This window comes from Microbacterium sp. GCS4, assembly GCF_001262495.1.
GTDB lineage: Bacteria > Actinomycetota > Actinomycetes > Actinomycetales > Microbacteriaceae > Microbacterium.
In genome coordinates, this window is record NZ_LGYE01000002.1 from 252,865 (window position 1) to 264,999 (window position 12,135).

At 71.2% G+C, this 12,135-nt stretch carries 13 protein-coding genes; 10 read left to right on the forward strand and 3 right to left on the reverse strand.

Features of this window, described 5'->3' with window-relative positions; all coding sequences use genetic code 11:
- Nucleotides 1-12: 12 nt before the first annotated feature.
- The 9 genes from AKH00_RS08425 (at nucleotide 13) to AKH00_RS08465 (ending at nucleotide 8,326) form a co-directional block, all read left to right on the forward strand.
- Nucleotides 13-1,635: a PucR family transcriptional regulator gene (locus tag AKH00_RS08425; protein ID WP_152926137.1), complete on the forward strand. Its 1,623-nt coding sequence runs from the start codon at nucleotides 13-15 to the stop codon at nucleotides 1,633-1,635.
- A 23-nt stretch (nucleotides 1,636-1,658) separates the two neighbouring features.
- On the forward strand, nucleotides 1,659-2,423 hold the full coding sequence (locus tag AKH00_RS08430) for a copper homeostasis protein CutC (protein WP_050722900.1): 765 nt from the start codon (nucleotides 1,659-1,661) through the stop codon (nucleotides 2,421-2,423).
- A 9-nt stretch (nucleotides 2,424-2,432) separates the two neighbouring features.
- Nucleotides 2,433-3,287 carry an alpha/beta fold hydrolase gene (locus tag AKH00_RS08435; RefSeq protein ID WP_050722289.1) on the forward strand — a complete coding sequence of 285 codons (855 nt, stop codon included), beginning with the start codon at nucleotides 2,433-2,435 and terminating at the stop codon, nucleotides 3,285-3,287.
- 148 nt (nucleotides 3,288-3,435) lie between these two features.
- The gene (locus AKH00_RS08440) at nucleotides 3,436-4,173 is read left to right on the forward strand and encodes a DUF1684 domain-containing protein (protein ID WP_050722290.1); all 738 of its coding nucleotides are present in this window, start codon (nucleotides 3,436-3,438) and stop codon (nucleotides 4,171-4,173) included.
- A 49-nt stretch (nucleotides 4,174-4,222) separates the two neighbouring features.
- Nucleotides 4,223-5,272, forward strand: coding sequence for a lipoate--protein ligase family protein (locus AKH00_RS08445; RefSeq protein WP_050722291.1), 1,050 nt, complete (start codon nucleotides 4,223-4,225; stop codon nucleotides 5,270-5,272).
- Nucleotides 5,251-6,222: a DNA-methyltransferase gene (locus AKH00_RS08450; protein ID WP_082297512.1), complete on the forward strand. Its 972-nt coding sequence runs from the start codon at nucleotides 5,251-5,253 to the stop codon at nucleotides 6,220-6,222. Before AKH00_RS08445 ends, AKH00_RS08450 begins: the two co-directional genes overlap by 22 nt.
- A gap of 30 nt (nucleotides 6,223-6,252) precedes the next feature.
- On the forward strand, nucleotides 6,253-7,722 hold the full coding sequence (locus AKH00_RS08455) for a carboxylesterase/lipase family protein (protein ID WP_050722292.1): 1,470 nt from the start codon (nucleotides 6,253-6,255) through the stop codon (nucleotides 7,720-7,722).
- Nucleotides 7,723-7,739: 17 nt separating this feature from the next.
- Nucleotides 7,740-7,985, forward strand: a complete 246-nt coding sequence (locus tag AKH00_RS08460; protein WP_050722293.1) for a hypothetical protein — start codon at nucleotides 7,740-7,742, stop codon at nucleotides 7,983-7,985.
- The gene (locus AKH00_RS08465; protein WP_050722294.1) at nucleotides 7,982-8,326 is read left to right on the forward strand and encodes a type II toxin-antitoxin system PemK/MazF family toxin; all 345 of its coding nucleotides are present in this window, start codon (nucleotides 7,982-7,984) and stop codon (nucleotides 8,324-8,326) included. Before AKH00_RS08460 ends, AKH00_RS08465 begins: the two co-directional genes overlap by 4 nt.
- A gap of 7 nt (nucleotides 8,327-8,333) precedes the next feature.
- Here AKH00_RS08465 and AKH00_RS08470 read toward each other — a convergent pair whose 3' ends face one another.
- Genes AKH00_RS08470 through AKH00_RS08480 form a run of 3 tightly spaced genes read right to left on the reverse strand, consistent with a single transcriptional unit; the run spans nucleotide 8,334 to nucleotide 10,582 of the window.
- Nucleotides 8,334-8,681 carry a cupin domain-containing protein gene (locus tag AKH00_RS08470; RefSeq protein WP_050722295.1) on the reverse strand — a complete coding sequence of 116 codons (348 nt, stop codon included), beginning with the start codon at nucleotides 8,679-8,681 and terminating at the stop codon, nucleotides 8,334-8,336.
- On the reverse strand, nucleotides 8,678-10,084 hold the full coding sequence (locus AKH00_RS08475) for an NAD(P)/FAD-dependent oxidoreductase (protein WP_050722296.1): 1,407 nt from the start codon (nucleotides 10,082-10,084) through the stop codon (nucleotides 8,678-8,680). The genes AKH00_RS08470 and AKH00_RS08475 overlap by 4 nt, the downstream gene beginning before the upstream one ends.
- 30 nt (nucleotides 10,085-10,114) lie before the next feature.
- Nucleotides 10,115-10,582 (reverse strand): Lrp/AsnC family transcriptional regulator, encoded by a 468-nt coding sequence (locus tag AKH00_RS08480; protein WP_050722297.1) that lies wholly within the window; start codon nucleotides 10,580-10,582, stop codon nucleotides 10,115-10,117.
- Between the two features lie 100 nt (nucleotides 10,583-10,682).
- On the opposite strand from AKH00_RS08480, the gene AKH00_RS08485 reads away from it, so the two are divergent.
- The gene (locus AKH00_RS08485) at nucleotides 10,683-12,131 is read left to right on the forward strand and encodes a gamma-aminobutyraldehyde dehydrogenase (RefSeq protein WP_050722902.1); all 1,449 of its coding nucleotides are present in this window, start codon (nucleotides 10,683-10,685) and stop codon (nucleotides 12,129-12,131) included.
- Nucleotides 12,132-12,135: the final 4 nt, after the last annotated feature.

A 12,135-nucleotide genomic window follows, 5' to 3' on the forward strand; every position in this document is an offset into this window, starting at 1 on the left:
ATGCTCGCCGATATGAGCGCGCTGTCACGGTCGAGCTGGGGTCGCGTGATCGACGATCTCGGCGTGACGCTGCTCGACGTGGCCTACGGGCGCATCGATGTGGATCGGCAGGTCGGCGGCGTCGTGATCCACGATCCGCTCGACGAGCCGGTGTATCCGCCGGGAGCCGTGGTGCTGGCGGTCTCGCTGCGCGACGCCGACGAGCTCGCGGAGCTCGTGCGGCATGCCGGCGACCGGGATGCCGTCGCGGTGGTCGTGCGTGCCTCGACGGATCTCACCGACGCCGTCCGCGCGGCGGCCGACACCGCGGGCATCGCGGTGCTCGGACTCGCTCGGGGTGCGACGTGGACGCAGCTCGCCGCGTTGCTGCGCTCGTTGCTCGCCGAGGACGACGTCGGGCAGACGCCGGCGGAATCGCTCGGAGGCGTCTCGTCGGGCGACCTGTTCGCAGTCGCCAACGCGATCGCCGCACTGCTCGACGCCCCCGTGACGATCGAGGACCGCTCCTCCCGGGTGCTCGCGTTCTCGGGCGGGCAGGAAGCGGCCGACCCCTCGCGGGTGGAGACCATCATCGGCAGGCAGGTGCCGGACCGGTACGCCCGAGTGCTCACCGAGATGGGCGTCTTCCGCGACCTCTACCGCGGCGACGCGCCTGTCGTCGTCGACCCCGTGCGTCTCGGCGAGGGCGTCTCCACGCAGCGCATCGCGATCGCCGTGCGCGCGGGCGACGAGGTGCTCGGCTCGATCTGGGCCGCGATGGACGGGCCCCTCACCGACGAGCGGGCGGCGACGCTCCGTGACGCGACGACGCTCGTGGCGCTGCACCTGCTGCGCATCCGCGCCGGCGCCGACGCGCAGCGCAGTCTGCGCGCCGAACTCGTCAGCCGGGCTGTGGACGGCGGGCCGGACGCTCAGGACGCCCTGGGGCGACTGGGACTCGCGGGACGCCGGGTGTGGGTGATGGCGACCGCCCTCGCCCCCCGTGGGGAGGACGGGTCGGAGCACGATTCGATCGCGGAACGCGAGCGCCTCACCGACGCCCTCGCGCTGCATCTGTCGGCCGTGCAGCAGGGCGCGGCGGTCGCGCTCGTGGGCGATACCGTCTACGGCATCCTGCCCGTGGCCGATGCTCCGGCCGAGGACCGATCGGCGCGTCTGGCCGAGGACTTCCTGCTGCGCGTCGGCGACCGCATCCCCGCCGTGATCGGCATCGGGCGCCCGGCGGTCACGGTGGCCGAGATCGCCCGTTCCCGTGCCGAGGCGCACCGCGCGCTGCGCGTCGTGTCGGAGCGGTCTCCGCGTCACCGCAGCCTCGCCCGCATCGCCGACGTCGAGACGGACTCCCTCCTGCTCGATCTGCGCGACCTGCGCAGTGCGCGCGGCGACCGCGCCTCCGGACCCCTCGCCCGGCTCGCCGACTACGACGCCGAGCACGACGCCCACCTCGTCGACACCCTGACCGCGTGGCTCGACCACTTCGGCGACGTCGCCGCGGCGGCCGCCTCCTGCTTCGTGCACGTCAACACGTTCCGCTACCGTCTGCGGCGCGTCGCCGAGGTCGGGGACATGGACCTCTCCGACGCCGATACCCGCTTCGCGGCGATGCTCGAGATCCGCACCCTCCCGCGACGGTGACGACGCTCGGGCAGAATGGGCGGATGACGACCCGCACGCCCGCACTCGAGATCGCCGTGACCGGACCCGCGGGGGTCCGCATCGCCGGAACCGTGGGCGCCGCCCGCGTCGAACTCGCGCAGGCCCTCCCGCTCGGCGGCCTGACGCCCTCGCCCGCGACCCTGGAGCTGTCGATCGACGCCGCGCGCGAAGCCCGCGTCGAGGTGCACGTGCTCGTGCGACCACGGGCCGGCGGATTCCACTACGACGCCGACGAGATCGCCCTGTCCGTCCTCGATGTGCGCCGTGCGGTCGAGGCGGGAGCCGACGGCGTGGTCGTCGGTGCGCTCGACCCGGCCGGCGCGCTCGACCTCGACGCCATGGCCCGTCTGCGCGACGCCGCGGGCTCGGCATCCGTCACCCTGCATCGCGCTATCGACGTCACCGCCGACCCGGTCGCGACGCTCGCCGCGGCACGCTCGCTCGGACTGCGCCGCGTGCTCACCTCGGGCGGGGCCTCGGCCGCGATCGACGGGATCGACAGGCTCCGGGCGATGGTCGTCGAAGCCGCCGGCGCGATCGAGGTCATGGCCGGGAGCGGAGTGGATGCCGCGAGCGCGGCCGCGCTCGCCGCGACCGGCGTCGACGCCCTGCACTTCTCGGCCAAGCGCACGGTGCGCGAAGACGGCGGCGTGCGCATGGGGTCGGCGTCCGACGGCGTCGGCGGCTACGAGGTCACCGACCTCGACACCGCCCGCGCGGTCGTCGCCGCGCTCGCCTCCCTGACGCCCTCGGGCACCGGTCAGTAGGGTGGGGGCGTGACCGAAACGCGTGAGTTCACGGATGCCCACGGCATCGCCATCGTCTACGACGTGCACCCCGCGGCCGGGGACGCGCGAGGCGTCGTCCAACTGCTGCACGGCGTCGGCGAGCACGCCGGCAGGTACGTCGCGCTGATCGCGGCGCTCACGGAGGCCGGGTTCCACGTGTACGCCGACGACCACCGCGGACACGGACGAACCGGCATCCGTCAGCATGAGGGTCCGGCGAAGCTCGGGCGGCTGGGGGCGGGCGGGATCCGCGCCGCCGAGGCCGCGATCTGGCAGCTCACCGGGATCATCAAGGACGAGCATCCCGACCTGCCGCTCGTGCTGGTCGGGCACTCCTGGGGATCCTTCCTCGCCCAGATGCTCGTGAACGATCACCCCGAGGCGTGGGACGCCGTGATCCTGTCGGGCTCCGCGCTGCGCATGCCGGGTTCCCTCAACGCCGCGCCGCTCAACGCGCGCTGGGCGGCCCCCGACGCCACCGGACTCGAATGGCTCAGCCGCGACCCGGAGGTGTGGTCGGCGTTCCACGACGACCCGCTCACGACCGAGGAACCGCTCCTGAAGCTGTTCGGCCCGATCGAGGCCGCCAAGCTCTACGGGCGGCCGCGCAAGGACCTCGGACGCGACATCCCCCTGCTGCTGCTCGTCGGTCGCGACGACCCGGTCGGCGGACCCCGCAGCGTGCACAAGCTCGCCGAGGCGTACCGCACGCGCTCGGGCTTCACCGACGTCACGACCCTCGTCTACCCCGACGCCCGCCACGAGATCTTCGCCGAGCTCAACCAGGCCGAGGTCCGCGCCGACGTGCTGTCCTGGCTGGACGCCCGGATCCCCGCGCGCTGAGCCCGCGGGAGATGTCCTCCCGTGACCTCGCGTGACCCCGCATGACAGCGGGTGAATCCGCGTGACGCCGCGCCCGCCCGGCATCCTCTCCTCGCCATAGATTCACGGCTGGAGGGTGAGAGCGACCGGGTCGAGAGGGAGGTGCGCGGTGGGCTTCGAACAGGAGTGGCGCAGCTGGCATGAGTCGCGCGAACGCTACGCCGGCGCCGAGTACGGACCGGCCGCGCTCGAGTCGACGAACTGGCTCATCACGGAACCGGCCGCGGTGGAGGGCGTGCCCGGGCTGTGGGCGCTCACCGGCGACGGCGGGATCCGCGGGAGCGACCTCGGCACCGCGGGGAACGTCGTCACGCTGCGGGGGCGCGAGACGTTGCGCCTCGGCCGACGCGAGCTGCGGGTGTTCGACCGGCGCGGCGCCGTCGCACTGCGGGTGTTCAATCCGCGGCGGCCGGAACGTGAGCGCTTCAGTGGGATCGACGCGTACCCGCCACGGGAGGGGTGGCGGGTGCGCGCCGACTTCGAGGCGACGCCCGACGAGACGATCACGATCACCGCGCTCGACGGCGCCGTGCACGAGCAGCCGCTGGCCGGACGCCTGCGCTTCGCGCTCGACGGCATCCCCCTGACCCTCTCCGCGACCCGCACGCCGCAGGGGGCCCTGACCGCGGTCTTCGCCGACGGCACGAACGGCACCGAGACCTACCGCTTCCGCTTCCTGCCCGTGGAGGAACCCGCGGACGACGGCACCGCGGTCGTCGACTTCAACCGGGCCTACCTGCCGCCGTGCGCGTTCTCCGACCAGTTCGTGTGTCCGCAACCGCCGGCCGAGAACCGGTACTCCCTGCCGATCCGCGCGGGCGAGAGGGTCGTCGTTCTGGGACGCTGAGCCCGGCATCCGCCCCCCGGCCCTGCGGGCCGCGCCTTAAGCTGGAACCGTGCACGGAGAATACAAGGTCCCAGGCGGAAAGCTCGTGGTCGTCGACCTCGAAGTCGAGGACGACCGGATCGCGCGATTCCGCCTCGCCGGCGACTTCTTCCTGGAACCGGACTCGGCGATCGAGGACATCGACGCCGCCGTGAACGGGCTGCCCGTGGAGTCCGACGCCACGACCATCGCCGCCGCCGTGCGCGCAGCGCTGCCCGAGGGTGCCCAACTGCTCGGCTTCGCGCCTGAAGCCGTGGGCACCGCGGTGCGACGAGCGCTCGTCACGGCTCCGGGCTGGGGAGACTTCGACTGGGAGATCGTGCACGAGAAGGCCGTCTCGCCACGCATGAACCTCGCGCTCGACGAGGTGCTCACCGCCCGCGTCGGCGAAGGGCGACGCCGGCCCACACTGCGGATCTGGGAGTGGGACCAATCGGCCGTCGTGATCGGGTCGTTCCAGTCCTACCGCAACGAGGTCGACCCCGAGGGCGCCGCCCGGCACGGCTTCGACGTCGTCCGCCGCATCTCCGGCGGCGGGGCGATGCTCATGGCCGCGGGGCAGATCATCACCTACTCGCTGTACGTGCCGGCATCGCTCGTGCAGGGCATGACGTTCGCCGACTCCTACGCGTTCCTCGACGACTGGGTGCTGCAGGCGCTGCGCTCGCTGGGGATCGACGCGGTGTACCAGCCGCTCAACGACATCGCGAGCTCGTCGGGCAAGATCGGCGGCGCGGCGCAGAAGCGCCTCGCGAACGGCGGAGTCCTGCACCACGCCACGCTCTCGTACGACATCGACGGGCAGACCATGACCGAGGTGCTGCGCATCGGCCGCGAGAAGCTCAGCGATAAGGGCACGACCTCTGCCGCCAAGCGCGTCGACCCGCTGCGCAGTCAGACGGGCCTTGCTCGCGCAGAGATCATCGAGCGCTTCAAGGCCACGTTCCGGTCGCTCACGCATGCGGAGGACGGCACGATCACGCCCGACGAGTACGCCGACGCCGAGGCGCTCGTCGAGTCGAAGTTCGCCACCGACGCGTGGCTGCACCGGGTCCCGTGACCGACGACCCGCTCGGCGCCGTCACGGTCATCCAGGGCGACAACCTCGCGGTCGCGGCGACGCTGCCCTCGGCGTCCTTCACGCTCGTCTACCTGGACCCGCCGTTCAACACCGGTCGTGCGCAGGAGCGGCAGGTGGTGACGGCGCGGCGCGCTTTCACAACTCCGGAGAACCCCGTCGTCGCGGAGGACGCGGCAGCGGGATCACGCGAAGGGGGCGGCCCGGCCGCCGCGGATCTCCGGAGTCCTGAACGGGAGGAGCCGACCACCGAGGTGCGGCACGGCTTCCACGGGCATCGGTACGAGCGCGTGCGGGGGATGCTGCGTACCTACGACGACCGTTTCGACGACTACGGCGACTTCCTCATGCCGCGCCTCGAGGAGGCCTGGCGCCTGCTCGCCGACGACGGCACCCTGTACCTGCACCTCGACTACCGCGAGGCGCACTACGCCAAGGTCATGCTGGATGCGGTTTTCGGGCGCGACTGCTTCCTGAACGAGCTCATCTGGGCGTACGACTACGGCGCGAAGTCGCGGCGGCGCTGGCCGACCAAGCACGACACGATCCTCGTCTACGTGAAGAACCCGCGAGAGTACGTGTTCAATTCCGACGACGTCGACCGCGAGCCGTACATGGCCCCGGGGCTCGTCACGGCCGAGAAGGCCGCGCGCGGCAAGCTGCCCACCGACGTCTGGTGGCACACGATCGTCCCGACCACGGGGCGCGAGAAGACCGGGTATCCGACGCAGAAGCCCGAGGGCATCCTCCGTCGCATCGTGCGGGCGTCGAGCAGGCCCGGCGACCGTGTGCTCGACCTCTTCGCCGGCAGCGGCACGACCGGAGCCGTCGCGTCGGCGCTCGGCCGCGACGCCGTTCTGGTGGACGACAACCCCGAGGCGATCCGCGTCATGACGGAGCGGATGCCGCATGCCGAGGTCATGCAGGGCTGAGCGCACCGCGCGATCCGGCAGACTGCTGTGATGAGCGAATTCGTCGAGGTCGACACCGCTGCAGGGCGCGTCCGCGGACGCTGGCGTGAGACGACGGGTGGTGGGGGCGCGCCGAGGTCGGCCGCGTTCCTCGGCATCCTGTTCGCGGAGCCTCCGATCGGGGATCTGCGCTTCGCGGCTCCCGTGCCGCATGCGGCCTGGGAGGGCGTGCGGGATGCGCTCGAGTTCGGCGCGACCGCGCAGCGCGGCGACCAGGGCGACACGCTGATCCCCGAGCCGAGCGTCGAGGGCGAGTCCACGCTCAACGTCAACGTGTTCACGCCCGACCCGGAGGCGTCCGGTCTGCCGGTGCTCGTCTGGATCCACGGCGGCGGCTTCACGACCGGGTCCCCGGCGAGCCCCTGGTACGACGGGCGCAGCTTCAATCGCGACGGCGTCGTGACCGTGACGCTGTCGTACCGGCTGGGGTTCGAGGGGTTCGGATGGATCGAGGATGCGCCGTCGAACCGCGGCGTGCGCGACTGGCTGCTCGCGCTCGAATGGGTGCAGCAGAACATCGCGGCCTTCGGGGGAGATCCGGGTCGCGTCACGATCGCCGGGCAGTCCGCGGGCGGCGGAGCCGTGCTCACGCTGCTCGGGATGGAGAAGGCGCAGCACCTGTTCCATGGCGTCTACGCGCTGTCGTCGGCGCTCACCGACGTCGCGGCCGCGCGCTCGGAGTCGTTCGGTCGCGCGCTCGCCGCATCCGCCGGGGTCGCCCCGACGGTCGCCGGGCTGTCGACGGTCGACGAGCTGCGGGTCCTCGAGCTGCAGAAGCGCGCCACGCAGCTGAATCCACGGATCATCGCGAGCCTGGTCGATCAGGGGCTTCCGCTCGGCCCCGCCGTCGACGGCGACCTGATCGTCCGGCCGACCCTCGACTCATTGCGTGCCGGCGTCGGCGCCGACAAGCCCGTCGTGCTGGGAGCCACCGACGACGAGTTCACGATGGTGTTCGGCGGCGCCGCGGCGAAGGCGCTGCGCTGGGTGCCGCGGAACGTCCTGTTGGACCGGCTCGGGCTGCCGCGGAGCGTTCGCGCCGACTACCTCGCCGCGAACGCCGACATCGTGCGCCTCGGCAAGTCCCGCCTGGCGGGGCGCGTGCTCAGCGACCGCATGTTCCGCGTCGGAGTGCTGCGGGTGTCGGACGCCCGCGGCGACGCACCGACCTGGGTGTACCGGTTCTCCTGGCCCTCCGGACGCTTCGGCTTCGCCGAGCACTGCCTCGACGTGCCGTTCTTCTTCGACTGCCTCGACGGTCCGCGCATCGAGAACCTCGCCGGCCCGAACCCGCCGCAGCGGCTCGCCGACGAGGTGCATTCCGCGGCCGTCTCCTTCATCACGCGCGGGGATCCGGGCTGGCCGCAGCACGAGGGGGATGCCGGGGTCGTGCGCGTCTACGACAGCGAGACCCGTGACGTCGCGGACGCCTACGCGACCGTGCGCCCGCTGCGGGTATGACCGGTTATACTCGAGTCATGAAGACAGCGATCTCGGTACCCGATGGCGACTTCGCGCGTTTCGAGCGCGTCGCCCGTCGTCATGGAATGAACCGATCCGAGTTCTACCGGCTGGCGGGTGCGAGGCTCGCGGACGAGCTGGAGGGCGCTGCGGATCTCACGCGCATCGCCGACGATGTGCTCGCGCGAGCAACCCGCATCCCGGACGACGACCTCTTCGTGCGCGCGAACGAGGAGCGTCTGCGCGAAGAGTCCGACTGGTGATCCGCCGCGGGGACGTCGTCTGGGTGGATTTCGGAGTCCCGCGCGGCTCGGAACCAGCCAAGGTCAGGCCCGCAGTCGTGCTCCAGGACGACTGGCTGCTCGACACGCAGATCAACACGGTGCTTGTGGTGCCGCTCACATCGAACACGACTCTCGAAGGCTTCCCGGGGAATGTTCTCATCCCCGCGGCGGCGTCGGGGCTGGACCGTGACTCGGTCGCTAACGTCAGTCAGCTCAGTGCGGTCAGCCGCGAGTTCCTCGACCCCTGTCCGGTTTCGCGGCTCGCGTCGTACCTGCTGACCCAGATCGGCGCGGGAGTCCGGCTCGTATCGGGCGTCTGACGTCGCCTCAGGCGATGTAGACCTTGCGGAAGGTCTCGGTGATCGTCCACACCGTGCGCATGCCCTCGGCGAGGCGCACGAGCGAGCCGGGTCCCACCTCGATCGACGGGAGCGCCGGGTCGACGAACTCGATGCGTGCTCGCCCCGACAGGACGACGAAGACTTCGTCGGCCTCGGTGTCGGATGCCGTGCCCGGGGTCATCTCCCAGATCCCGATCTCGATCCCCGACAGCTCGTCGAGCGCGACCGCGCCCGTCGTCGGAGCACCCGACAGCACCTCGGATGCGGGCAGCGGCTCGTGCGCGAGGGGCAGCGCCGCGGCATCCACCACGGCGCCCGGCGCGAGTGCGCTCACGAGTCGAACCCCATGCCGACGGCATCCAGCGTCTTGAGGAACAGGTTGCGCCTGCCCTCGTTGTGATCAGCCTGGTTCATCGCGGCGCGCACGAGGTTGATGCCGATCGCGGCGGCGGGCTCGGGTGGGAAGGGGATGGGCTTCTCGCGCACCATCGCGAGCTCGGTGCGCTCGGTCGGCTCGCCCGAGAGCTTGTCGAGCATGACGTCGGCGGCGAAGCGCGCAGCACCCACACCGAGGCCCGTGAAGCCGGTCGCGTACGCGACCCGACCGCGACGGGCCGTGCCGAAGAACGCGCAGAAGCGGCTCGACGAGTCGATCGCCCCGGCCCAGCGGTGCGTGAAGCGCAGACCCTCGAGCTGCGGGAACGTCGTGAAGAAGTGCGAGGCGAGTTTGCGGTGGCTCTCCATCCGGTCCTCGTACTCCGGGCGCACCTTGCCGCCGAAGTGGTAGACGGCGTCGTAGCCGCCGAACAGGATGCGGTCGTCGGCGGTCAGTCGGTAGTAGTGGAACTGGTTCGCGCTGTCGGCGAGCCCCTGACGGTTCGACCACCCGATCGATGCGAGCTGCTCGGCCGACAGCGGCTCGGTCATGAGCACGTAGTCGTACACGGGCACGGTCATGAGGCGGTTGCGCTTCAGGAGCGAGGGGAAGACGTTCGTGCCGAGCGCCACGGACTCGGCGATGACCTTCGCCCCGTCGCGCGTGACGACCGTCACCGGACCGGAGCCGTCTCCGGTGATCTCCCGTACGAGCGAGTTCTCGTGGATCTCGACGCCGAGCTCGACGGCCACGCGGGCCAGTTCGAGCCCGAGCTTGGCGGGGTGTACCAGGGCGCAGGCGTCGCGCTCCCAGGCCCCGGCGAGGAACGTGGGGGAGTGCACCTCGGCCTGCACGGCCTCCCGATCGAGGAAGCCCTCCTCCTCGCGCAACCACTCCACCTGGTGCGGTTCGACGGCGACGGCGAGCTGACCGGTGCGCTCGAAGTCGGCGTCCATCTCGTAGCGGCGGACGGTCGCCTCGATGCCGTCGAGGTTCTCGAGCCCGAGCTCTTCGAGGCGGTCGATCTCCTGCGGCCAGCGGGTGACGCCGTTCTCGTGCCCGTGCGTGAGACTGGCCTCGCAGAACCCGCCGTTGCGACCGGACGCCGCCCACGCGATGCGAGAGGCCTCGAGCAGCACGACCGAGCGTCCCGGCTCGCGCTCCTTGGCGCGGATCGCGGTCCAGAGGCCCGTGTAGCCGCCGCCGACGATCACGAGGTCGGCGCTCGTCGTGCCGCGGAGCGGTGGATGCGCGGGCCGCTCGACGTCGTCGAGCCAGAACACGCTCAGCGCGGTGTCCTGCAGGGACGCGTCGATGACGGCATCCGTCGGGCGCTGGCGTTCGAAGACGGTGGTTCCCATGGTCACTCCGATGCGGATGGCGGGCGCGCGTCAGCGCGTGCCCCAGTTGTAGAGGTCCTTGTAGAGGCCCGCGTACAGCAGGCTCTCGGTGTGCGTCACGCCGGGGATGGTGCGGATGCGGGTCGCGATGAGGTCGAGCAGGTCTGCGTCGCTCTCGCATACCGCCTCGACGAGGATGTCGTAGGTGCCGAGCGTCACGACGACGTAGGCGAGCTCGGTGATCTCTGTGAGCTGGATGGCGACCGCTCGCGGATCGCCCGTGACGCGGATGCCGATCATCGACATGCGGTGGAATCCGAGCTGCATGGGGTCGGTGACCGCGACGATCTGGATGATGCCCGCCTCGGTCATGCGCTGCACGCGCTGGCGGGCCGCGGCCTCGCTGAGCCCGACCTCACGACCGATCTCGGCGTACGGGCGACGGCCGTCCTCCTGCAGGAGTTCGACGATCCGCTTCGAGATGTCGTCCAGCACGGGCTGCTTCGCGGGCGCGCTCATATGTCGATATTGACAGGCGGATGTCATTCCTGCAACTGATTCCATCGTCTTTCTCGGCGGACTCTTCTGTATTCGCACAGCGGTCGCTAGCATGGCGAGCATGGCCACTCAACATCCGCGCACCGAGCTCCTGCAGAACTTCATCGGCGGCGCGTTCGTCGCCGCGCGCGGCACCGGTCGGATGCCGCTGATCGACCCCGCGACCGAGGAGACCTACGGCGAACTGCCGATCTCGGACGCCTCCGACGTCGACGCGGCCTACGCCGCAGCAGCCGCGGCGTTCCCGGTGTGGCGTGACACCACGCCCGCCGACCGGCAGCTGGCGCTCTTCCGCATCGCCGACGAGATGCAGGCCCGCGCGGAGGAGTTTGCCGACCTGGAGTCGAAGGACACCGGCAAGCCGCGCGCGACGCTGGTCGCCGACGAGATCCTGCAGTCGGTCGACCAGCTGCGCTTCTTCGCGGGCGCGGCCCGGAGCCTCGAGGGTCGGGCCGCCGCGGAGTACCTCGCGGGGCACACCTCCTTCGTGCGGCGGGAGCCGATCGGCGTGATCGGCCAGGTAACGCCGTGGAACTATCCGCTGAACATGGCGGTGTGGAAGATCGCTCCCGCGCTCGCGGCGGGCAACACCGTCGTGCTCAAGCCCGCCGAGTCCACTCCGCTCACGACGCTGCTGCTCGCCGAGATCGTCGCGGTGCACACCCCGGCCGGCACACTCAACGTCGTGCTGGGCGACCGCGAGACGGGCGTGGCCCTCGTCGAGCATCCGACCCCGCAGATGGTCGCGATCACCGGATCCGTGCGCGCGGGCATGGCGGTCGCCCGCTCGGCGGCCGCGGATGTGAAGCGCGTGCACCTCGAGCTCGGCGGCAAGGCACCTGCGATCGTGTTCCCCGATGCGGATGTCGCGAAGGCCGCCGCCGGCATCGTCACCGGCGCGTTCTTCAACGCGGGCCAGGACTGCACGGCGGCGACCCGCGTGCTCGTTCACGCCTCGCTGCACGATGAGCTCGTCTCGGCCCTCGTCGACCGCGCGAAGGCGGATGCCCGCACCGGCGGTCCGCACGAGGAGGGTGTGCTCTACGGACCGCTCAGCAGCGCGGCCCAGCTCGCCCAGGTGTCGGGCTTCGTCGACCGTCTGCCCGCGCACGCGACGGTCGTCACCGGCGGGCGCCGGCAGGGCGACACGGGCTACTTCTACGAGGCGACGATCGTCACGGGCATGCGTCAGGACGACGAGGCCGTGCAGGGCGAGATCTTCGGCCCGGTGCTCACGGTGCAGTCGTTCGAGACCGAGGAGGAGGCGCTCGCGATGGCGAACGACGTGCCCTACGCCCTCGCCTCCTCGGTGTGGACGACCGATCACGCACGCGCCATGCGCTTCTCGCGTGACCTCGACTTCGGCTGCGTGTGGATCAACACCCACATCCCCTTCGTCTCGGACATGCCGCACGGTGGCTTCAAGCACTCCGGGTACGGCAAGGATCTGTCGCAGTACGGCTTCGACGACTACACGCGCCTCAAGCACGTCATGACCGCGCTCGACTGAGCGC

Coding starts and splice junctions, on each gene's coding strand:
- AKH00_RS08485 (WP_050722902.1), top strand. CDS start 10,683: ATGGCCACTCAACATCCGCGCACCGAGCTCCTGCAGAACTTCATCGGC.
- AKH00_RS08425 (WP_152926137.1), top strand. CDS start 13: ATGAGCGCGCTGTCACGGTCGAGCTGGGGTCGCGTGATCGACGATCTC.
- AKH00_RS08430 (WP_050722900.1), top strand. CDS start 1,659: ATGACGACCCGCACGCCCGCACTCGAGATCGCCGTGACCGGACCCGCG.
- AKH00_RS08460 (WP_050722293.1), top strand. CDS start 7,740: ATGAAGACAGCGATCTCGGTACCCGATGGCGACTTCGCGCGTTTCGAG.
- AKH00_RS08480 (WP_050722297.1), bottom strand. CDS start 10,582: ATGAGCGCGCCCGCGAAGCAGCCCGTGCTGGACGACATCTCGAAGCGG.
- AKH00_RS08475 (WP_050722296.1), bottom strand. CDS start 10,084: ATGGGAACCACCGTCTTCGAACGCCAGCGCCCGACGGATGCCGTCATC.
- AKH00_RS08455 (WP_050722292.1), top strand. CDS start 6,253: ATGAGCGAATTCGTCGAGGTCGACACCGCTGCAGGGCGCGTCCGCGGA.